At 43.6% G+C, this 23,317-nt stretch carries 21 protein-coding genes and 1 tRNA gene; 21 read left to right on the top strand and 1 reads right to left on the bottom strand.

Annotation, left to right across the window (positions count from 1 at the left end):
• The first annotated feature begins 326 nt into the window (after positions 1–326).
• From WC659_03040 to WC659_02990, 11 genes are all read left to right on the top strand, one after another.
• Positions 327–402, top strand: a tRNA-Lys gene (locus WC659_03040).
• 155 nt (positions 403–557) lie between these two features.
• On the top strand, positions 558–1,232 hold the full coding sequence (locus WC659_03035; GenBank protein MFA4872886.1) for a lycopene cyclase domain-containing protein: 675 nt from the start codon (positions 558–560) through the stop codon (positions 1,230–1,232).
• Positions 1,233–1,477: 245 nt separating this feature from the next.
• Complete coding sequence (locus WC659_03030) at positions 1,478–2,614, top strand: histidinol-phosphate transaminase (GenBank protein MFA4872885.1); 1,137 nt, start codon at positions 1,478–1,480, stop codon at positions 2,612–2,614.
• 2 nt (positions 2,615–2,616) lie between these two features.
• Positions 2,617–3,405, top strand: a complete 789-nt coding sequence (locus WC659_03025; protein MFA4872884.1) for an inositol monophosphatase family protein — start codon at positions 2,617–2,619, stop codon at positions 3,403–3,405.
• Entirely contained in the window at positions 3,402–4,166 is a 765-nt protein-coding gene (locus tag WC659_03020; GenBank protein MFA4872883.1) for a methyltransferase domain-containing protein, read from the top strand. Before WC659_03025 ends, WC659_03020 begins: the two co-directional genes overlap by 4 nt.
• A 128-nt stretch (positions 4,167–4,294) precedes the next feature.
• Complete coding sequence (locus tag WC659_03015; protein MFA4872882.1) at positions 4,295–6,259, top strand: transketolase; 1,965 nt, start codon at positions 4,295–4,297, stop codon at positions 6,257–6,259.
• 3 nt (positions 6,260–6,262) lie between these two features.
• A complete protein-coding gene (locus WC659_03010) occupies positions 6,263–6,571 on the top strand; it encodes a hypothetical protein (protein ID MFA4872881.1) in 309 nt (102 codons plus the stop codon).
• Between the two features lie 138 nt (positions 6,572–6,709).
• Positions 6,710–7,510, top strand: coding sequence for a DsbA family protein (locus WC659_03005; protein MFA4872880.1), 801 nt, complete (start codon positions 6,710–6,712; stop codon positions 7,508–7,510).
• A gap of 294 nt (positions 7,511–7,804) precedes the next feature.
• The gene (locus WC659_03000) at positions 7,805–8,737 is read left to right on the top strand and encodes an ATP-binding cassette domain-containing protein (protein MFA4872879.1); all 933 of its coding nucleotides are present in this window, start codon (positions 7,805–7,807) and stop codon (positions 8,735–8,737) included.
• Positions 8,738–8,919: 182 nt separating this feature from the next.
• Positions 8,920–11,136, top strand: a complete 2,217-nt coding sequence (locus tag WC659_02995) for a Gldg family protein (protein ID MFA4872878.1) — start codon at positions 8,920–8,922, stop codon at positions 11,134–11,136.
• 224 nt (positions 11,137–11,360) lie between these two features.
• Complete coding sequence (locus tag WC659_02990) at positions 11,361–12,269, top strand: DUF4340 domain-containing protein (GenBank protein MFA4872877.1); 909 nt, start codon at positions 11,361–11,363, stop codon at positions 12,267–12,269.
• Positions 12,270–12,456: 187 nt separating this feature from the next.
• Here the strand turns inward: WC659_02990 and WC659_02985 are convergent, their stop codons facing one another.
• Positions 12,457–12,915: a hypothetical protein gene (locus WC659_02985; protein ID MFA4872876.1), complete on the bottom strand. Its 459-nt coding sequence runs from the start codon at positions 12,913–12,915 to the stop codon at positions 12,457–12,459.
• A 292-nt stretch (positions 12,916–13,207) separates the two neighbouring features.
• Between WC659_02985 and WC659_02980 the strand changes: the two genes are divergently transcribed.
• From WC659_02980 to WC659_02935, 10 genes are all read left to right on the top strand, one after another.
• Positions 13,208–15,940, top strand: a complete 2,733-nt coding sequence (locus tag WC659_02980; GenBank protein ID MFA4872875.1) for an HAD-IC family P-type ATPase — start codon at positions 13,208–13,210, stop codon at positions 15,938–15,940.
• Positions 15,941–15,975: 35 nt separating this feature from the next.
• A complete protein-coding gene (locus WC659_02975) occupies positions 15,976–16,407 on the top strand; it encodes a hypothetical protein (GenBank protein MFA4872874.1) in 432 nt (143 codons plus the stop codon).
• 294 nt (positions 16,408–16,701) lie between these two features.
• Positions 16,702–17,145: a hypothetical protein gene (locus tag WC659_02970; protein ID MFA4872873.1), complete on the top strand. Its 444-nt coding sequence runs from the start codon at positions 16,702–16,704 to the stop codon at positions 17,143–17,145.
• Positions 17,146–17,159: 14 nt separating this feature from the next.
• Positions 17,160–17,648, top strand: a complete 489-nt coding sequence (locus WC659_02965) for a hypothetical protein (protein ID MFA4872872.1) — start codon at positions 17,160–17,162, stop codon at positions 17,646–17,648.
• Positions 17,649–17,651: 3 nt separating this feature from the next.
• Positions 17,652–18,572, top strand: a complete 921-nt coding sequence (locus tag WC659_02960; protein ID MFA4872871.1) for a DMT family transporter — start codon at positions 17,652–17,654, stop codon at positions 18,570–18,572.
• A gap of 145 nt (positions 18,573–18,717) precedes the next feature.
• Positions 18,718–19,206: an NYN domain-containing protein gene (locus tag WC659_02955; GenBank protein MFA4872870.1), complete on the top strand. Its 489-nt coding sequence runs from the start codon at positions 18,718–18,720 to the stop codon at positions 19,204–19,206.
• A 184-nt stretch (positions 19,207–19,390) separates the two neighbouring features.
• Positions 19,391–19,945, top strand: coding sequence for an MFS transporter (locus tag WC659_02950; protein ID MFA4872869.1), 555 nt, complete (start codon positions 19,391–19,393; stop codon positions 19,943–19,945).
• A 26-nt stretch (positions 19,946–19,971) separates the two neighbouring features.
• Positions 19,972–21,282 (top strand): asparagine--tRNA ligase, encoded by a 1,311-nt coding sequence (gene asnS / locus WC659_02945; protein MFA4872868.1) that lies wholly within the window; start codon positions 19,972–19,974, stop codon positions 21,280–21,282.
• Between the two features lie 339 nt (positions 21,283–21,621).
• Positions 21,622–22,695, top strand: a complete 1,074-nt coding sequence (locus WC659_02940) for a hypothetical protein (protein ID MFA4872867.1) — start codon at positions 21,622–21,624, stop codon at positions 22,693–22,695.
• Between the two features lie 48 nt (positions 22,696–22,743).
• Positions 22,744–23,317 (top strand): OB-fold nucleic acid binding domain-containing protein (locus WC659_02935; GenBank protein ID MFA4872866.1); only part of this gene is annotated, 574 nt, incomplete at its 3' end.

Genomic DNA, 23,317 nt, shown 5'->3' with positions numbered 1-23,317 from the left:
CTCTAAATCCTAAACAAACCCAAAATTCCAATTACCAAAATCCAAAACGGTTTAGGATTTCGGATTTAGTATTTCGAATTTCATTACTGCTATGGTATTGTACCTTGCCATGCGGCAGGATTACAAGGGCGCCTGAAAAAATAACTTATATGAATGTCCATAATGTATGGTTACCAGCAAGGCACGATTCTGTACCCTAAGTGGGAAGTTATTTTTGCAAGGCGCCCAAGGCTCTTCTATTAACCTTCTTTCCACAGGGAGTCCACCTTTTAATGCCGTTGCAGTTGATTATTATGCAATAATCTCGTATAGTTTGGATATACTTCGCGCCCATAGCTCAGTTGGTAGAGCAGTGGCCTTTTAAGCCAACGGTCGCAGGTTCGATCCCTGCTGGGCGCACCACGTAGGAAATTGCAAGTTTGAAAGGCTCGCCTCGCTTCGCTCGGCGACTAATTTGTATTCAATTTTGGGGGTAAAAACGAATTCACGATTTCGCATTTTGGGGGAAGAAAATTTTTTAATCATGCATGTTTAATGACTTTCAATACGCATATCTTTTGGGAAACCTTGTAGCATTACCACTTTGGTTATATTTTTTCATTCATCGTAAGGATTGTAGGAAAGAAATTTTAGTTGCTAGTTTCTGTGTCGGGATTCTTGCTATTTTATGGGCTCCATGGTTTTTGGCAGATTACTGGAGACCAGAATATATACACTCTTCTTTTTTAAAAAATTGGCGACTAGGAGGTATTGAAGATTTTCTGTATGGTTTTTTTCTCGGTGGCATAGCTAATGTGATTTACGAGGAAGTTTTTGGTAAGCATTTTTGCAAAAGAAGAGATAGAAGACATCATTGGACTTGGTTTCTCATTCCTTTCTTTGCACTTTTCTTTTTAGTTTTTGGTCTTCCAGTATATTTCGGGATTAACTCGATTTATGCGGCCCTAGTCAGTTTTGGAATTTTAAGTGCTTTTATGATTTATTTTAGACGAGACCTATTTTTTGACGCGCTTGCAAGTGGCCTGTTGGTGGGCCTCTTAACTTTATTCGGTTATCTAATTTTTCTTGCATTGTTTCCGGGGGTTATACACAAATGGTGGCTACTTCCAAACCTAAGCCATATTTTTATTTCAGGTATTCCGATTGAAGAATTATTATGGGCATTTGGTGTTGGAATGGTAGCAGGACCTTTCTACGAATTTTTTATGGGCCTGAAATTCAAAAAATTCTGAATGTGTTATAATTAAATACCGCCAAAGAAAAACTTGAAATTGTCAGCGGTGCGGCTCCGCCGCCATTCCGAATTTTCGCGGGGGGACTTCCTCGCCGCCGCAGGCGGCGAAAGCGGTTCGGACTATCTTTAGAATACTGCACCATAATATTGTATGCAAGCATCGAAAGAAACTCTTGAAAATCTCGCGCAGATGGTGCGCTACTAAATCATAAGACGTTTTGTCTGCTGTTATGCTGAGAGTTTATGAGTAATACCGGCAAAATGAGAAAAGGGCAAATTGATGTCGCGGCATTTCATGGCGGAAGCTTTTGGGAAAAGTTTAAGTATGATTTTAGTCGAATTTCTGAGCTTGGTCATACTATAATACCCGCTGATGTTCTTGATGCATGGTATCCGCCTGCCCCCGCAGTTAGTCAGGTGCTTAGAAAGCATCTAGAGCACATTATTCATACAAGTCCGCCCGCGCGACCGCAATCTCTCATAAAAACCATATCACAAACTAGAGAGGTCCCCGAAAGGTTAATCTCATGCGGAACAGGTTCGTCCCAATTAATTTTTTTGCTCTTAGAAATTCTTTTTACGCAAAAGGATCTCGCCATGATTATTGATCCCATGTATGGAGAGTACCTGCACGTAATGGAGAAGGTAGTAGGTTGTAAAATCGTTTCTCATGCTTTAAAACCAGAAAATAATTTTCAAGTTTCCCTTAGCCAGCTAATCAAAGATGTTATTCAGCACAAACCGAAGGTAGTTGTTATAGTAAATCCTAATAGCCCGGCAGGTACCTATATGACTCGTGCACAAGTGCAAGAGTTTATTGCCGCTGTTCCCAAAAATACTATGATTATAGTTGATGAAACATATATCGAATATGTAGGACATCATGAATCATGTGAGACTTTAGTGGATCAGCATCCTAATCTGTGCATATTGAAATCTATGTCAAAGATTTATGCTCTCTCGGGATTGCGTGTGGGGTATCTTATCGCAAATGCAAGTATCACAAAAAGCCTTATTTTGCGTATTCCACCGTGGTCGGTTAGCCTGCCAGGTCAGATGGCGGCAATAGCTGCTATTTCAAATTGGAAATATTATGCCAAAAAAATAGAAAAAACACATAAACTTGAAAAATTATTGTTTAGAGAGTTAGCCAAGCTCCCGGGATTAGTGACTTTTCCATCAGTCACCAATTTTATTCTTTGCCAGCTTAAAAAGATATCCGCCTCTCTGTTAATCGAGAAGCTTAAAGATAAGGGTGTGTATATCAGGAACTGCGATTCAATGAGTAAGCAATTCCATAATCATTTTGTGCGCATCACTGTTTTGGATCAGGAATCGAATAACAGGGTGTTACATGCCATTAAAGGTATTTTGGGATAGATATGAATAGTAAAGGGAATTTAGGTTTTTGTTTAAAGATAGCCTCGACAGCAGCAGAGAAAGCTGGTCACTACCTCATGAAACAATTTCGAAACGACGCCATCCAGGTTCATAGAAAAAACGATGAAACGTGGGTGACGGAAGCAGACATAAAAAGTGAAAAAATTATCCTTGAGCATCTAAAAAAGGAGACCCCAGATTTTACTGTCCTCGCGGAGGAGTCTTCATCCGCATATTCTCTAACAAGAGGCTATAAATGGATTATTGACCCACTTGACGGTACCCCGAATTATGCACGAGGAATCCCTCTTTTTTCCGTTTCCATAGGGTTAGAGATGAATGGCGAGATTATACTCGGCGTACTCTATCTCCCTAGCGAAAATCTCCTCTTAAGTGCGGTCAAAGGTCACGGTGCCTATGCGGGCAAAAGGAGACTTTCAGTTTCTCGCAGGCTCTTGAAAGATTCGATACTTGCGTCTGAAACATACTTTAATAGGGCAGATGTCGGCATCCTCTATCGGTTTGTTGGCAAAACGAGAGAGGTGAGAATTTTTAATTCAGCATGTACGGTACTCGCTTATCTCGCGTTGGGAAGAATTGATGGATGTATTGATCGTGTAGATAAACCATGGGATTGGGCTGCCGGAAGCCTTATTGTCCGAGAGGCGGGAGGGAAAGTGACCAATTTTAAGGGTCAAAGAGTTGATCTATATCAGCCCAGTTATGTCGCGGCCAATTCATTGAATCATAAAGAGATAGTCCAAGTTTTAAGTAAAAAAAGGTCAGTATGAAAACGTTGATGTACGAAAGACTTACCAACCTTTACCCACTTTTTCGTGAAAGTTTAGAGGAACGGAAAGGAGCAGAGAAAGACGAGACGGAATTTATTTTAGGAGTTGTGGGAACTTTTGGGGGAAAGGTTAAGACCATTATCGATCTCGGTGGCGGGGTGGGCATGCATTCTAAGATCCTTGCTTCTCAAGGGTACGATGTAACTATATTTGACCAGTCGAAGAATGCGCTGCTTCAAGCGAAAAAAGGGTATATCCAATTAAAGACCGCACAGGGAACTTTTGAGACCATAGCGCTTCAAAAAAATTATGATGCAGCGATTTGTATGTGGTCCACATTTCCTTACATTCTGAACGCAAAGGGGCGCAAACATTTTTTTCATTGGTTAAAAAGCCACATAAAACAAGTAATCATATTAGAAGAAGCGAATTTCTATCGTTATATAACGATGAGAGAATTTCACAAGACCTATGCTCCAGTAAATAATAAGCAATACCAGTTAACGGTGACCAGAGATTGGATTATTAATCAAAATAGGATTCGTGAATCAAGTTACGTTTACACAATTACTAATAAAAAGACTGGAGAGAGGCGTGTAATCCAAGACACTGAGACGCAGCAATATCTCACGGTGAAGGAAGTTAAGAGTTTATTAGGGAAGAGATGGAAATTAAAGAAACTCTTGGGTGATTTTAACGTTCATAAAAAGTTCGACCAAAATAAAAGCTCACGGTGTATAATGATTTTTGGAAATTTTTAACATTCAACTTCAGAGCGCCTTTCTTTGTCCGCATCGTTCGAGCATTTGGGCTATCGGGGAGCAAGGCACGTTATCAGTACCGTTTAAAATAGGTTTGGATTTGGTTAAATAAGTACTCAATAAAAAATATGCAAACCACGAAAGAAACTCTTGAAAATCTCGCGCAGCTGGTGCGCTATTTTATCCTTCGCGCGACGACCGCGGCAGGGTCTGGTCATCCGAGCTCTTCGCTCTCCGCGACCGATCTCATGACAGTACTTTTCTTTGGCGGCATTTTGCGTTTTGACCTTGACCATCCGGAATATCCTTTGAATGACCGAGTGATTTTTTCTAAAGGGCATGCTGCTCCCTTGTTGTATGCGCTCTATGCGGCTGCGGGAGCGGTAAACGAAGATGAGCTTTTATCATTGCGAAAATTTAATTCACCCCTGGAAGGGCATCCTATGCCGACGTTTCGCTATACGGAAGTGGCGACTGGTTCGCTCGGACAGGGGCTGTCAGTAGGTGCAGGCATGGCGCTCGCATTGAAGCGGTTTACCCACCCCGTCCCTCAATGGCGGGACACCCCTCCGCAGGAGGGGACTTCGGGTAATTCCCCTCTTGAGAGGGGTACCGAACGGAGTGAGGAGGGGTGTGTTTCACGCGTGTATGTGCTTCTCGGAGACAGCGAAATGGCAGAAGGTTCGGTGTGGGAGGCAATCATGTGGGCGGGGCATGAAAAACTGGATAATTTAGTCGGTATTATAGACGTGAACCGTTTGGGGCAGAGCGGAGAGACTATGGCGGGCCACGATGTGGACGCGTATGCCCGAAGGGTCGCCGCATTTGGCTGGGAAACGATTATAGTGGATGGCCATAATACTGATGAGATACTCTCTGCCTATCGCAAGGCTAAGGGTACACAAGATAAACCAACCATGATTATCGCAAAGACCCTAAAGGGGAAGGGTGTGTCGTGCATGGAGAATAAGGAAGGGTGGCATGGCAAAGCGCTCTCTGTTGAAGAATATGAAAAAGCATTAGGGGAGTTGAGAGAAATTGATACTCGATTAAGAGGGACAGTTGCAATGCCAGACGTTTCGTATCAGGTATCAGGTAGTAGGTATCAGGGGGCGAGCGATCAAGTGCATAATACGAAATACGTAATACCTAATACCGAGTACAAGAAGGGAGACTTGATCGCGACGCGGAAAGCGTATGGGGAAGCGTTGGAGAAACTGGCGCGTGAGGATCCGCGGGTGGTGGCGGTGGACGCTGAAGTGAAAAATTCCACCTTTGCAGAATTGGTGAAGAAGGGCACCCCCCAGCAGTTTGTGGAAATGTTTATCGCGGAGCAGAATATGGTGGGTGTCGCCGTAGGGCTTGCGAAGCGAGGTATGATCCCGTTTTGCAGCACTTTTGCGGCGTTCTTTACCCGCGCCTTTGACCAGATCAGGATGGCATCGTACAGCAAAGCGAATGTGAAGTTTGTGGGTTCGCATGCAGGCGTGTCTATCGGCGAAGACGGCCCCAGCCAGATGGGGCTCGAGGACATTGCCATGTTTAGGGCGGTGCAGGATGCAGTGGTGCTTTATCCGTCAGATGCCCCTGCTACGGAAAGACTAGTTCATGAAGCTGTGCGTTATAATGGCATTGTTTACCTCCGCACGACACGCGGAGCAACGCCTGTCATTTATGGTCCGGAGGAACAGTTTCCGATCGGCGGCAGTAAGACGTTAAGGTCAAGCGCGCGAGACGTCTGCACTATCGTTGCCGCCGGCATTACCCTTTTTGAAGCGCTTGCCGCGGCAGATACTTTGGCGCAAGAAGGAATTGAATTGAGAATCATAGATTGTTATTCTCTAAAACCCATCGATCGCGCGGCGCTCGTAAGGGCGGCTCAAGAGACAGGCAAGATTATTACCGTGGAAGACCATGTGCCGGAAGGGGGATTGGGAGAGGCGGTGGCAGAAGCAATCGCGGGCACTGGCGCCGCGTTTAAATCACTCGCAGTGCGCAAAACTCCGAAGAGCGGCACGCCCGCGGAATTATTGGGTTTTGAGGAAATTGACAGAGGTGCTATACTACAGGCGGTGCGGTCTTTAGGGCAATAATTTATGAATGGAGAAAAGAGGCCTGAAGGAGGTGATTGCTCTCGAAAAGAGTTAGAGGGCCATTTGAGGACTATGATGCAGGATCTGATTCTGCGTATTAATCTGATGGAGGGAAAGCTGATTGAGCTTATAGAAATAGAGAAATATTTGAAAGAGACTGTTGATTTGTTTTTAAAGATAGAAGAAGATTACAGGACATATCGGGAGGTAGGGTTGAGCGGGGAGGATGAAATTGAACTTGATAACAAATTTCGTGATTATAAAAAGCGTTTGCAAAAATTAATGCGGAGCTATCCTAGTTTTAGGAAATAGGAATGGAGTTGCGTTTTTGGACATGTGGGATTTTCTGTTGTATACTGTAGATTACCAAATAATTTTCAATATTCCTTCTGCGTGAGTAATAGGCGCAGAAATTCTCTTTTACTTAAATTATATTAACCATGCTCGTCTATGGCAGAACACACTCATAGTGAACACGAATCCAACAATTCTTGGTTTTCGCACATGAAGCCGAAAACTACATTTTTCCTCGGAATGGGGAGCGCGTTGGTGTTTTTTTTCGTCGTGGGGTTTTTTATTCTCTTAGGGATAATGCTGAAAGGCGATAGCGGAGATGATAAAAATGGAGATAAAAAAGCGGCGCCTACCGCGCAAGTCAATCCCACGCCCCAAGCGGGAGAACCAGCCCCAAGAGCGGGCGCTGAAGGACTTCCCGCAGTGACTGACACTGACTGGACGAGAGGGGAGAAAGATGCTCCCGTAACCATTGTAGAATATTCAGATTTGGAATGCCCGTTCTGCAAACGGCTCCACCCTACCCTGAAGCAAGTGATAGCAGAGTATGATGGAAAAGTGAATTGGGTGTATCGGCACTTTCCTCTGGTGAACCTGCATTCCAAGGCGACCAAGGAAGCGGAAGCAACCGAGTGCGCAGGCGAACTGGGCGGCAATGACGGTTTTTGGAAGTTGCTTGATAAAATTTACGAAGTGACGCCAGCTAATAACGGGCTTGATTTGGCAAAATTGCCGGAGTACGCGCAAGAGATGGGTTTGGATAAGGAAGCATTTACTGCATGCCTTGAATCAGGAAAATACACGCAAAAGGTGCAGGACCAGGCGCAGGGCGCAGTGCTCGCAGGCGGTGCAGGCACTCCCTATAACGTGGTAGTGAAAGGCGATACAAAAATTCCCGTTTCTGGCGCGGTGCCTTTTGAGAATTTCAAGAATATCATTGATCCATTGCTGAAGTAAAAGATTAATACGATGGGAAACACAGCCGAAAGCCGCGCTGTGTTTTCTATGATAAGGCGTTATGCCCCGCAATACAACATCCAAGAGGGAGGCGGGAACCTTTGTGCAGAAAATAATAGATGAGGTACGACTGGATGCGGATTGAACGTATGGTAGATTTTTACATAGCCTCCCTCACCGATCGCCAAACGTTATCTTCCAATCTTGTTATGATACAATACTCTAAGATCGCATTCATATTATGGTTTTCTCCAATGCCAGCCGCGTTTGGCGTTGGATGTTGATATACGGGGTATGCTCACGTTAGATAAAATATCCAAATCATTTGGCAAGGTGAAAGCGGTTGATGAGCTCACTTTTTCCATTTCAAAGGGCGAAGTGATAGGATTTTTGGGTCCCAACGGCGCCGGCAAGACGACCACGATGAGGATAATCGCGGGGGTCTTGGAGCCTGATAAGGGTGAAATAAATTTTGACGGCCAAAATGCATTGGAGGATCCTCTTTCTTTGAAGAAACGTTTAGGATATCTGCCTGAAAATAATCCTTTGCATGAAGACTTGCTCGTGACGCAGGCGCTTAACTATACCGCAGCGCTCCATGGGATGTGGGGAGCGGACAAAAAGAGTGCAGTTGAACGCGCGATTGGGCTTGCCGGCCTTGAAAAGGTATGGCGCCGCCCCATTGCCGAGCTCTCAAAAGGTTTTCGCCAGCGGGTGGGCTTGGCGCAGGCGATCGTGGGAGATCCGGATATCCTTATTTTTGACGAACCCACCGAAGGGTTGGACCCGAATCAGCGGCATGAAATAAGGGAATTGATAAAACGCTTGGGACGGGAAAAAACAGTGCTTCTTTCCACGCATGTCCTTACTGAAGTTGCGATGACCTGTTCACGGGTGATAGTGATTCGGGAAGGCCGCATTGTCGCTGACGGCACCGTGGATGAACTAGAACACCGCGCAAGCGGTGAAAAGCGGACGGTCGTGGAAGCACAGGGGAGCGGGATTCGGGAAACATTAGAGAAACTCGGAGGCGTCGCGCGCGTGGAAGCGTTCGAGGGGAATCAAAAAAATAAATTTAAGCGTTTTGAGCTCCTCACCCCGCGTGACGTTGATATACGGACAGCGGTATTTCAATGTGCGGTTGAACACCGCTGGGTCATTGCGGAATTATACGAAGAAGAAAAAAGCCTTGAGGAGGTATTTCGGGAGCTTACCATAGAGAGTTAGAATTTTCAATATTCAATTTCCAATTTTTCCCGCGGACGCGGGATCCCGTTGCGGCGGGACAATCAATATCGCAATGATTCAATTTTCAAACATTGCATCATTGATTCATTAAAAATTATTTGAAAATTGAGATTTGAAAATTGAGAATTATAAACGATAATAGATCTAGTAATTATTTTTGTATGATAGCGGTTCGACAAATCATTGCCATCGTACAACGAGAACTCCGCGCGTGGTTTGACCATCCCGGCGGTTACCTCCTGCTTATCGTTGCCCTCGTATTCAATTCATTTTTTTATTTTCGTTCACTTGCCGTTAATCCCATCGCCACCTTGCGGCCGATGTTTGAGCTTTTTCCCTGGCTCCTGCTTTTCTTAGTCCCTGCGGTGAGCATGCGGCTTATTGCGGAAGAGAGAAAATCAGGGACGCTTGAAACGGCGCTCGCGCAGCCGGTGAATCCATGGGTGTATTTGGCAGGGAAACTGCTTTCCGTATGGTCGTTTTTCCTCATCACGTTTATCCTCACGTTGCCGGTGGTTTTAACCCTGCGAGGGTTTGGCAGTTTTGATTTCGGCATTGTGGCGGCGCAATATCTCGGCGCCATGTTTTTGGCGTTTGTGTTTTCATGCATTAGCCTTGCGGCCTCCGCAGGAGTGCGCCACCAAGTGACTTCGTTCCTTATCAGCGCGGGGGTGAGTTTCGTGTTCACGATCGCAGGGGCAGAGGTCGTCACCGTCGGCCTCCCTGCATCAGTACGCGTGGTGGCAGAACATCTCTCGATCAGCGCCCATTATTACAATATAACGAGGGGCGTGTTGGACATACGGGATTTTGTATATTTCATAACCGTGAGCGGTGCGGCTTTTGGCATCGCGGGGTGGCTCCTCATGCGTGAACGTTTGTCGCCCCATGCGCCTCAGCGACGCCGGTATTTTTATGGATCGATGCTTATTATAGTACTTACCCTTGGGCTCAACCTTGCGGGCGCATACCTTCGGGGGCGCATTGATTTTACCCAGAATCGCGTCTATACATTGTCTCCTGCCACGAAAACTATTGTGCGCGCACTGCCGGATCTCGTGACCATTAAGCTTTTTTCCACCAAAGAGTTGCCTTCCCAGATCGCGTTGGTAAAACGCGATGTGCAAGATTTACTGTCAGATTTTCAATCACAGGGGAGAGGGAATGTCGTGGTGGAATATAAAAACGTGGAGGAAGGGTCGGATGCGATAGAGGAGGCGAGGGCGTTAGGCATCACCGAGATGCAGTTCAATGTGCTCGAAAAGGATGTATTTCAAGCCCAAAAGGGTATGTTTGGCCTCGCTACTTTGTATACAGACGGGAAAGAAGTGATCCCCTTTATCGATCGGAGCGATGATTTGGAATACCGGCTTTTGAGGTCCATTAAATCGCTTACCGATCCCAAGAAAGCTAATGTCACCTTTCTAACTGGTTTCGGGGAGGAGCCTGCGGGCGCATTCCGCCAGGCGCTGAGCCGATTAGACGCGGTTACTGATACAGATATGAGCACGTCCACGCCGGTTATCGCCCAGGAAACCGATGCAGCGATCCTCTTAGGGCCAACTCAAGATCTTGGCGACAGCGCAGTGCAGGCCATCCGGAATTACATTGAGCAAGGAGGAAGTATGCTGGCATTTATTGATAGGGCGAACGTGGATGCACAGACATTTACCGCGCAGGAGTATGTTGATTCAAACGGGGATCTCTTTGCTCCATTCGGCGCCCGTGTCGCCCCCCGGATCCTTGCCGATGTGCGTTCGTATGAGAATGTGACCATCCAGAGCGGGTTCCTTTCCCTGATCCTGCCATATCCCTATTGGGTGCGCGCGCATGTGGTTACGGCGAACCCCATTGCAGGAGATCTCACTTCGGTAATGTTACCATGGGCGTCGTTAGTCGAGCGGACCGATAAAGGCGAGGGTAATGAAATACAGGAACTTCTCACCACCACTGACGGCGGATTTGCGAAGTCCCTGCCTGTGAATATTGACCCTCAAGCTCCCTTAAAGGCAAATAAGGATGAGCTCGGAAAGAATATTGCTGCAGTGTCCATGGTGGTGCACTCTTCCGCAGGGCAAACCCTCAAGAAGAGCGGGAGGTTGGTGTTGGTGGGGAGCGCGAAAATGGCGAGTGATCAGTTCATGCAGGAAGGAAGCCCCAATTTGACCTTTGCGTTGAATACCGTTGATTGGCTGACGCAGGATGAAGCGCTTATCAGCGTGCGGTCCAAGACGCGCATCCCGAGCCCCCTCGGGTTCCCGAGCGACACTCTGCGGCAGAGGGTGAGGTTGTTTAATCTTATCGGTGTGCCAATATTGGTTGCGCTCGCCGCAGGGGTAAGGCTATTTATTCGAAAGAAGAAATCAGCAATGATCTAAATAGAATGTGTTGATAGTTTTAAGGCAGGCGGATCCGCCATCCCCACTCAGGTTAGCCCAATTTTCTTCTGCGGAACTCGGGTGCCTTATGGCATCGTCCCGTTTCGCCTCCAATACTAATCATCCATAGCTCATCGGGACTCCCTCGGACAGTCCTCGCACTAAAATTGACTAACCTTCGTTTCGGATATTAGTTCTACTGCATTATTCTACGCTTTCATTTTATGAGCAAAAAAGTATTGTTAATTCTTGCGCTTATCGTAGTGGTGCTTGCGGCGATAATAGGAGGAGTGAGGTGGCGGAAAGGAAGAGGGGAGAAGAGTGGAAACGCCAATAATATGAGTAAAGCGCTTCAGAATATGGACCCTTCGCAGGTTGGGGAGATAGAGATTAAGAAAGATGAAAGCGTTATTGCCTTAGCGCGACAGGACGGTGCGTGGCGCGTAGATGGGAAACGCGCAGATGCGGAGCTGGTGCAAAAAGCCTTGGATACTTTGCGCACCAGTGCCTATGAAGGCCCCATATCTCGCAACCCCGAGAATTTTGAAAGATTAGGAGTTGGTGATGAAGGGCTGTTGATTTCCCTGCGCGTGGAGGATACGCGTATCGCATTCAGGGTAGGCAAAAGCGGCCCTACCTACAGCTCGTCTTATGTGAAGATTGAGGGCAAAGATGAGGTCTATCTGGCCAATGCCAATCTGTCTCTTGTATTCCCGTTGCTTATTGATTCTTGGAGGAATAAAACGATTGTGAATATTGACCCCGCCGCGCTTGACACGATCACCTACCGCATGCAAGGGGCAACCATAAAAACCTATCACAAGGATGGAGACACGTGGGAGGTGAGCGCAGGGGCCGCCACTGTGGCCGCAGGCAATGCAGAGATGGAGACATTAATAGCCGCTTTGCATCCCTTGAAAGCCACAGGATTTATAGACACGGAAAAGGATAAAGCCACTTTTGCGCAAAAGGAAGCAAAAGGGATAATAATTTCATTCAAAGGTTCTTTGGAAGCAGATTCGGGAGAAGTCACATTGGTAAAGCAACAAAATGTGTGGTGGATCCGCGCCGCAGGAGAAGATGAGATATTTACATTGTCTGATTCTTTCGCAAAATCATTGGCCATACCCTAAGGGCGCTTAAAAAAATAACATTTCACTTGTCCCATAGATTTGTCCTTATTTTGTTGACGTACGGCGTAGATGGCGGGATATGTTATTTTTTTACGGCGCCTAAGGTACTGAAATTAAATTTATGCATGAATAAACCCCCTTCTTCAGGAAGGGGGTTTGTGTAAAATGTGGAGAATGGGATTTAGATTTAAGGATTGATTACGATAATATCCGCGGGTACTACTGAGCTCTCGTCCGTGAGAGGCAATTGGCTATACACGGCGATGGTATCGCCCACCTTCAGCGCGTCAGAGGCCAGCGCCTTGCCGCCCTTATCCGCAATCTTGGTATCAGCGCTTACCGAGACGATAAGCGCTTTATCAATCTCAAGCGTAGGATTATTTTCCTTAAGGACCATCACGGTGAGGTTAGCGCCTTGGATAAAAGTCATCGCGCCTGTGAGCGTTGGCGGCTCTTGGGGAAGCGTGAGCGTGGGTGGGAGAGGAGGCTGGTTTACGGTCGATACACCTTCCTCTTGTACGTTAGTTTTGGCCTTTTGGGCGATATAGGCCCATGCAATTATGGCAAAAATGAGCACTACGAGGATAGAAAGCCAAGGGCGCAAGGTGCCTTTTTGTTCCTCTGGTTGGGCTGGAGTGGGGGGCATAGGGTATAAAGTTATTTGTTAATATTCAAATGGAATGGTTTTATAGAGATGAACCTTTAGAAATATGGTTCTATTCCGCCGCGGTTGCCGCCTTTCTTGCTGCGGAACTCGTCCCGCTTCGCGGGACTCAAACAGTCCTCGCGGCGAAACGCGGCAACTCGCGTCTGGTTATATATTTAAAAGGGTTTATCTATAACTGAGTGGATAACAGTATTATACAGAATATAGCAAGAGAAAGGAATGGAGAGCTGTTTTTGCCATATATGCCTATTCATCGTACAATATTAAGGAAATGACTAACCTGGGACAAAAAAAGGAAGCAGAGCCGCTCGGAGGGCAATCTCCGGGGGGGTCATTTTCATTGCGTTCAGGCAAGGAGATCCTCCAGGAATTGCACGCAACCCCGCAAGGGCTTACCACGAGAGAGACGCTCGAGCGCCGCACGCAGTGGGGTAATAATGTGTTGCCGCATCGTGAGAATCGTAACTTCTTTTTGCTCATTCTGCTCCGCCAGTTTGCCAATGTTTTAGTCGTCATACTGATCGCGGCGTCTGTGGCGAGTTTCATGCTGGGAGATGTAGTCGATGCGCAGGTTATTTTGGGTGCGGTATTCATAAATGTAGCGGTGGGCGCGTTCCAAGAGCGCCGTGCGCAGCATGCGCTTGCCGCGCTACAGAAGGTCATCGTCACCAAAGCGCGGGTTCTACGAGATGGCGCGCTCGTGGAAGTGCCGCAGGAGGAACTGGTGCCCGGCGATATCGTTTCCGTACAGGCGGGTGACCGCGTGCCCGCGGATATTCGCCTATTATCGGAGCATGCCCTGGAGGCCAATGAGAGCATGCTCACGGGGGAATCGCACCCCGCGAAAAAGGATGTCCGCACCCTTCATACCGCACGCGTGCTTGCGGAACAGATCAACATGCTTTGGTTTGGTACGGTCGTGACTGCGGGACGGGGAAGCGGGCTCGTGGTGGCCACGGGTGCGCATACGCAGGTAGGGCATATTGCCCTGCTTCTTGCGCGAACGCCGGAAGAGCGCACGCCGCTCCAGAAGCAATTAAACCGATTCGGACGCGAGCTCGCGTTTGCGATTATTGTCGTGGTTCTATTAATTTTCGGATTCGGCATTTTTCAAGGAGAGGGGATTGCAGATATGTTTGCGACCGCGATTGCAGTTGCGGTATCGGCGATTCCAGAAGGGCTTACCATTGCTGTTACCGTGGTGCTTGCGATCGGCATGCAGAGAATTTTAACGCAGAAAGGGCTCGTAAAAAAGCTCCATGCCGCAGAAACGCTCGGTGCGACATCCGTCATCTGTGCCGATAAAACAGGCACGCTCACCGTGGGGGAGATGCAAGTAGTGCGGATGGACACATACCTTCGTTCCTACAATATACTGCGCGAACGTGCGTTAAACGATTTACATGCTGGGTTAGAGGAGCTTGTCACTGCCATGGTGGTATGCAATGATGCCGCGCCGTATGAGATGGGGGGAGCTGTTTCGGGCCCTGTGGCCACGGGTAATACCACTGACAGGGCGCTCATGCGCGCCGCTCTCGACCATGGGATAGATGTCGCCGCATTACGGAACCTCTATCCTCGCCGCGCTGAACAGCCGTTTAATTCAAAGGATAAATATATGTGCACGCTCCATCGCGCATCCGCGGCAGAGGGAAGCGTAAAGGACGTGCTCTATGTAAAAGGCGCGCCAGAAATCCTTCTCCCTTTTATCAAGTATGTAGAAGACGAATCTGGCCGAGTGGTGCCTTTAAGCCGTGAGGGGATAGATGCGCTGAATAAAAAAGTGGAACGCATGAGCGGACAAGGATTGCGGGTGCTCTGCATTACGAAAAGGGAGGCACGCAGAGACGCACGGGAGCTGAAAAAGATGGTTAATCCTCTTCATGATTTGATATTTCTTGGCTTTATCGGCATCCAAGATCCTCTGCGCGAGGGTGCGGTGGAAACCATTGCGGAAGCGGAAAAAGCAGGCATCCGCACGGTCATGATAACCGGCGATCATCGCCTTACCGCCACTTCCATCGGGCGAACGCTTGGGTTATTAAAGGGCGCAAGAAGGGTAATGGATGGAAGCGAACTCAAGGAACTCTCGCTCAATGCGCTCGCGGAAAAGATAAATAATATTGCGGTATTTTCCCGCGCAACGCCTGAAGACAAGCTCCGCATTATCGCGGCATGGAAAGCGAGAGGCGCGGTGGTTGCGATGACAGGGGACGGGGTGAATGACGCTCCCGCCTTGAAAGCGGCTGACATCGGCGTTGCCTTGGGGAGCGGCACTGATGTGGCAAAGGAGTCGTCGGACATAGTGCTTCTCGATAATCATATCCGCACTATGACGAGCGCCATACGCGAGGGCAGGCTTATCTACCATAATATCCGCACCGTGGCGCTTTATATGCTTTCTAACAGCTTTACGGAAACCATTGCGATTACTTTTGCGCTTCTGATGGGGTGGCCCCTTCCCTATCTTCCTGCTCAAATTTTATGGGTCAATATTGTCACTGACACGTTTCCCGCGCTCGCGCTTACCCAGGAGCCGGCCAACCGCGCCCTCATGCGCGAAAAGCCGCGGGTAAGAGGGGAATCTATTCTTATGCACGAGCATCGCTGGTTGATCGGCGCGATTAGCACCTGTTCTGCCATATTAAGTCTTCTCCTTTTCATCTTCTATTGGAATATGTTCCATTCCCTGGAACTTGCGCGGACCATAGCATTCACGACGCTCTCGGTCACTGCCACGGTTTATGTATTTTCATTGCGCTCCCTGCAGGAGCCGATTTGGCGGATCCCATTTATGCGGAATCCCATGCTCATCCTTGCTGCCGTCACGGGATTATTGCTCCAAGTCGCCGTAATCTACATCCCCGCGCTACAGCACCTCTTTGGCACCGTACCTCTCTTACCGCATGACTGGCTGCTTATCCTCTTCATTTCCTGCGTCTTTATAGGCATGATTGAGTGGATGAAGCGCATATTTCATCCACACAAGAAAGGAAAAGATTAAATTTAAAGATTTTTGATACTTTAATGAAATAAAATATGAAATGTTATCAATGCAAAAAAGAAATATATTCCAGGGACGATTTGATTATTGCTGAGCGGGATTATTTAGGTGCGGCTTCCTTATTGCATACTGTATTATTTTATCATAAAGGATGTTTAGCGAAACAAAATAACTTTTTATACAATTTGATAATATTAGATAAAAATATTGTTGAATTAACACGACAAAAGTTTGGTAGACTATTTTTAGTATCTGTATATCTTTTTATAATGATAATGATTATATCCTTTTTTAGTAAAGATGTTTTTAGTAAAGATTTTTTTCAATTCATTGATAAAGATTTATTCCCAGTTATTTTGATTTTGTTCATAATGCTATTTATCATTTTAGTGATTTTACCCTATTGCGTGGTTAAAGAAATCTATAAAATTAATAAAGCAATCAGGTTTATTAAAAAACTTAGTTAATGCATGTTTATTAAAAACATGAGTAATTCTGACCTTCTAGGCATGATTGAGTGGATGAAGCGCATATTTCATCCTCAAAAGGCGCAGAAGAAATGATAATGGGTTAGGGTGAGCCTAGTCAGCAGATACTAATAAAGAAACAGCTCAAACCGCGGGATCTTTCGGCTCAAACACGGCGCGAATGAGCCGATTAGGGATTTAGTTATCGGCTCAAATGGAGGGAATTGAGCCGACTTATTACCACTTCAAATAGTTCTAGATACTAATTTTATCATCATAATAGAGAACAATTTTATGTCTAAAAAGAAAATTATTTTATTTATTATTCTAATCTGCATAAATTTAAGCTATAAAATAATATTTTTTTATGACCATTGTTTTAATGTTTATGGTCATAATTATGTCAATGTCGACTCTAATCCCCGATGTTTAAGAGATGTAACTATAAAATTATTTTTTGTTACTATTTATTTTAAGGATTACAGTAACCGTGATTATTATGATAAAAATAGTTCTGAATCGGATGATTTATGGAGCATAGAACATGCCAGTGTCGCAGACGCACAAGAAGAAATAGTAAAATATGGTTTTCCATTTCCTTGGTTGGCATCTAAGTGGCATGGCTTTGGTATCAGGGAATATAATTACTATTATTTGTTAACGCTACCCATTTATATGTCACTGTATTTTTTAATAGTGAAATTGTTATTATTTAAAGATAAACAGAAAAGTAAATAGATTACACAACTTTTATGTCTAAAAAGAAAATTGTTTTGGCTAGCTTAGTATTAATAATTATTAATTGTTTATATCTTACGAGCTCTGTTAATGCTTTAGGTCCTACGACTGGTTACGCTATAAATGAGACAACTCAACAGTGTGGTTTTTATATTTCTGCCAAAGGTGAGGGTTTTAATTCAAAATCATTTAGTGTTCCACCTGGTTGGAAGCTTGAATATAATGATAGGAGTATTGCTAATAAATTTGAGCAATGCGATTTAACAGCGACTGTTTATTTAAAAGATATTGAACCATGTTGTGAAAAATTAGGTTATGAGTACATAGAAGGAAACATAGGCGAGAAGTACACTTTTTTAGAGAAGACTTATTATAGAGAACTTCTTAAACGATGGCTAGCTTTATTCTTAGTGATCAGTGGGATAGTGTTCTTGTTTATTAAATTTTTTAAAAAAGAAAAAATTAACAATATAAAGCAAATTAATACAACTTGGAAAAAATAATTTATGAATCCCATCACTGCCTTGATTATTACCAACATTATCTGGGGCGCTGCTGCGCCGATTTTTAAATTTGCCCTCGAGAATATTCCTCCCTTTACCTTAGCGTTTATCAGGTTTTTTGGAGCGGGATTAATCTTCATACCCCTGGCAATTCACCATTGGCAGAAGATAAATATGCGGCAGTGGCTAGAGATTCTTTTAGTTGGTTTTTTTGGTGTGACCATCAACATCAGTTTTTTCTTTTTAGGATTACCAAAGTCAACCAGCATTAATGTGCCGATAATCGCTTGTTCAGGGCCTGTCTTTATCTATTTATTTTCCATCATATTTTTACACGAAAAACCAAAATTCAAAGTGTTGTCCGGGATGATGATTGCGCTTTTTGGGGTATTAGTGGTAATTTTATCTCCTGTGGTAAGTAACGGAGGAGTGTTGAATTTCGGCAGGATTGGCGGTAATATATTTTTTCTCATTGCTACTTTTGGAACCATTTTTCAAACCATTTTTGGTAAAGATATATTAAAAAAAGTTAATCCTTACCAAGTAACTACAATCTCTTTCCTCTTCGGCAGCCTTACTTTTTTGCCTTTTGCGGTTGGGGAGTTAAATAATTGGAGTTTTCATCAGTTAAATATTAACGGCCTAATCGGCATTATTTTTGGCGTTTTCTTTTCATCGGCCGTCGCTTATTTTTTGTTTTACTACGGTATGTCAAAAATAAAAGCCCAAGAAGTGGGACTTTTTACTTATATCGATCCTATTGTAGCAGTTTTAATTGCAATGCCTCTTCTTGGGGAATATCCGAACTTGTATTTTTTCATCGGCGCGCTTCTCATTTTTGGCGGGATATTTATTGCCGAAAAAAGAATCCATTATCATCCTCTTGGTAGGCTAAGGTTGATAACTGATAAAATAAAACTATAATCCTTTATTATCTAAAATTACATCAACTATGTTCATCAAAGACCTGAAAAATTACAAAAATAAACCCGCCTCCACTAAAGTTATGGCGGGCAGGGAAGCAACACTCAAAGACTGGATTTACAATTTCTGTTTGTCTTTTTAACATATGAAATCACAAGAGAACAACTTTGCGTTTATTGACAGCCAAAACTTGAATCTTGGGGTTAGAAGTCAGGGTTGGCTTTTGGATTTTCACAGATTTAGAATTTTTTTGCGCGATAAGTATGGGATTGGAAAAGCGTATCTATTTATCGGCTATGTTCCAGGCAATCAAACGCTTTATACTGAATTGCAAAAAGCCGGCTACATTTGTATTTTCAAGCCGACCTTGGAAATAAAAGAAGATGGAAAGATAAAAATTAAGGGCAATGTTGACGCTGAATTGGTATTGCACACGATGATTGAATATCCGAACTATCAAAAAGCCGTGATTGTTTCTGGAGATGGAGATTTCTATTGTTTATTTGAGTATTTGATTAAACAAAATAAACTCTTAAAAATTGTTGTGCCAAATATCCACTACTCATCATTGATCAGAAAATTTAGTTATTTTATCGTAAATATCCAACTAGTCAAGCATAAATTAGCCAAATAAAAAAGAGGCATTCCCTCGGGACGGCACCCTTTGGTAGTCCTCTCATCGTGATGAAATTATTATAGCAAAAAGTTATCCACAATGTCAAATAAAATTTTATGTTCATCAAAGATTTATCAAATTATAAAAACGAAACAGTTACCCTCAAAGGCTGGGTTTATAATTTCAGTTTTTAAACATCAATATGAAGAATAAATCCTTACAAGCTCTCTTGGTTTTTAATAGTATCTTTGTTTTTGCCAGCGGTTTGCTTGGTCCTCTTTATGTTCTTTTCGCGCAAAAAATTGATAGTAATATTTTTTCTATTAGTGTGTCTTGGGCAGTTTACTTGGCTGCTACCACAATCTTCATGATTTTTATTAGAAAATATGGAGATCGAGTGCAAGAAAAAAAGTATCTACTCGTTAGTGGCTATCTTGTTAGGGCGATCGTTTGGTTTAGTTTTCCTTTTATTTCAACCTTTTCCGCTTTAATTCTATTACAGATTTTGTTAGGTGTTGGAGAAGCATTAGGCACTCCGGCTTACGATACTATTTTTGCTAGCCATCTTGATAAAGGCAAAGAAATGGAAGAGTATACGGACCGTAAATTGCTAGTTAATTTTAGTGATGCGATTGGAATTACGGTGGGGGGATTCATTCTGGAGAAATTTGGTTTTAATATTTTGTTTCCGATCATGGGTACACTTGCGTTGGCTTCATCTGTTGGCATATTATTGCAACCAAAGAAACTAGTTTAAGCTAATTTATTACAAGCCATTTTTTCATGTTCATCAAAGACCTGAAAAATTATAAAGACAGAGAAGTTGTGCTCCGTGGCTGGATTTATAATTTCCGCTCATCTGGCGCAATTATGTTTTTGCAGTTGCGGGATGGGACTGGGTTTTGCCAGTGTATATTAAATAAAGAAACCCTTCGACAAGCTCAGGGTGACAATAAGGCAGAGGAAAAATGGAATGCCGCGCAGAAAATAACTTTGGAAACTTCCATTGAATTATCCGGATTGGTAACAGAACACCCGAAACACCCGGGCGAGTTTGAATTGCAGGTTTCTGATTTTAAAATTTACCAAATCCCAAGCGAAGAATATCCGATTGGTAAAAAAGAGCACGGGCCGGAATTTCTTTTAGATAACCGTCATTTATGGCTCCGTTCCAGCCGGCAGTGGGCAATCCAGCGTGTGCGCGATACGTTGATCCGCGCCACTTACGAATGGATGCATCAAAATAATTTTGTCAAATTTGATTCGCCGATATTAACGCCGGCTGCGTGTGAAGGCACGACCACGCTTTTTGGTGTTGAATATTTTGATTTAGGCAAAGCATATTTATCACAATCAGGGCAATTATACCTTGAGGCCGCGATTGCATCATTAGGTAGAGTGTTTGATTTCGGGCCGGTGTTCAGGGCGGAAAAATCAAAAACCAGAAGGCACCTGACGGAATTTTGGATGATGGACGCGGAAGCCGCGTTTGTGGAGCATGAGGAAAATATGAAAATTCAGGAAGATTTAATCAGCTTTATGGTTGGTAAAGTTTTAGCCGAGAATCAGGAAGAGTTGAAAATTTTGGAAAGAGACATTGAGCCATTAAAAAAAGTGATGTCGCCGTTTTATCACATAACGCACCAAGAGGCCGTGAAAAAATTGCGTGAGCTTGGTAGTGACATCGGTGAGATGGATGATTTTGGGGCAGACGACGAAACTATTTTAACCAAACTTTACGACAAACCATTGTTCGTGGAAAATTATCCGGCTGAAGTCAAGGCGTTTTATATGAAGCGCGACCCAAGCGGCAAATTTGCCCTGAACAATGATTTACTTGCCCCAGAGGGCTATGGCGAAATTATCGGCGGTTCGCAACGCGAGGATAATTATGATGAATTAGTAAAACGCATTAAAGAACATAATTTGCCCATGGACGCGTTTCAGTGGTATCTTGATTTGCGCAAATTTGGTAGTGTACCTCATTCTGGCTTCGGTTTCGGCCTTGAGCGCATTGTGGCTTGGGTGTGCGGGTTAACTCATGTGCGCGAAACCATTCCATTCCCGCGTTTAATCAATAGAATAACTCCGTGAGTGAGGATTGCAGCATGCTTGCCCCGTCGGATAACGTGGTGAGAGAAACGATTCCGTTTCCGAGGATGATTAATCGCATTACACCGTAAACTAAATTTACAATTAAATCATACGTAAATGATAAATAAACATATCAAAATTATCATCACGATTTGTATAATTGCCATTATCGCAATTATATCCGTTCTGTTTTATCAAGCACAGACCTGTTCCCGATTGACTATAGATAAGTGCGAAGACAATTTTATGTGTAGACTAGGTGGTTGGCACAATATCCGTTCAGGTGAGTCTCGTGGTTTTATGGTATCAACATGTATATCAAAATTTAACTTTTAATTTATGTCTAAAAAGAAAATTATTTTAATTAGTTTTACTGTTTTAACAGTGATATTTTCACTATCACGCATTTCTTTTTCCGCGCTTCCTAGTGATGTAAATTTTTTTAATAATGGGGATAATTCTTATGAGTCATTGAAAGATTGTGAGTCAATGTTTATTAAAAAAGATGAATGTTACAAAGACATTGCTTTAAAAGAAGAAAACATAGAATTATGCCAAAAAGCAGGAGAACGCAGAGATAGCTGTATTCATGATTTAGCTTTAAGAACAAAAAAAGCTGAATATTGTAATAAACTCCCTAGGGGATGTAAAGGGATGTTTGGTCCAACATGTAAATATAGATGCCTTGAGGATCTAGCGATTCATGCAAAAGATCGCTCTATTTGTTTTAAAAATGAGTCAAGTGAACACAAGGATAGTTGTTTATGGAGCTATGTTTATAATACAGAGGATTGGGAGGCATTTAGAGAATTTAATAATATTGATTCTGGAATGTATTCTAGAAATTATTGTATTAAAACAGCTGTATCACAAGGTAAGCATTCTCCATTTTGTAATTTAATTCAAGGTTCAGAGTTTTTGAAAGAAGAGTGCAGAAAAATAGCTGGGCCTGAGTGGACTCTTTATTGGTTGGGCAGAGCCATTCCTAGAGGTTTGATGAATTTGGCATTTTTAGCCCTATTTATTTATGGTTTTAATAATTGGAAGAAATTAAAATATCAATATAGAGGAGCCTTATTAATGATTCTTTTTACGTTTCCAATTATCTTTTTATTCTCTTTTTTACAGCCATTAAATATTAGAAATGATTTTTTAATTTCAACTAGCACGCTGTTAACATTATTAACGATCCCGGCTGCGTACTTTTTGATGACTGTGCTGCAGGATTCCCAAACATTTTATCTGATCCCTTCTGTTTTATTATTAATGATAGTTGGTTCCCTGTTTGGTTATGTATTTAAAAAGAGTAAAAAGAGCATAATAGCGAAAATAATTTTTTGGCTGTTAGTTTCTTTATATATAGCAGGAATAATATTTAATATGTTTATTGCTTTTATGCTAATGTCAGGTTAAGAAATTAACTTAACTTTATTTAGCTGTTTTAATTGATAAAAATTATTTATGCTCATTAAAGATCTAAAAAAATACAAAGACAAGGAAGTAATCCTTCAAGGCTGGGTTTATAATTTTCGATCATCCGGCGCGATTATGTTTTTGCAGCTGCGGGATGGGACGGGATTTGTTCAGTGTATTTTGAACAAAAAAGACGTGAGCGAAGAAAAGTGGAATGTCGCGCAGAAAGTCACTTTGGAAACTTCCATTGAATTATCCGGTTTGGTAACAGAACACCCTAAGCACCCGGGCGAGTTTGAATTGCAGGTGAATGACTTTAAAATTTATCAGATTCCAAACGAAGAATACCCGATCAGTAAAAAAGAGCACGGACCGGAATTTTTATTAGACAACCGGCATTTGTGGCTGCGGTCGCCAAGGCAGTGGGCCATTCAAAAAGTTCGTGACACCTTGATTCGCGCTTGCTATGATTGGATGCACCAGAATAATTTTATTAAATTTGATTCGCCGATATTAACGCCGGCTGCGTGTGAAGGCACGACCACGCTTTTTGGTGTTGAATATTTTGATTTAGGCAAAGCATATTTATCACAATCAGGGCAATTATACCTTGAGGCCGCGA

Source organism: Patescibacteria group bacterium, from assembly GCA_041645165.1.
Classification (GTDB): Bacteria; Patescibacteriota; Patescibacteriia; order 2-02-FULL-49-11; family 2-02-FULL-49-11; genus 2-02-FULL-49-11.
This window is presented reverse-complemented; position numbering and strand designations above follow the sequence as displayed.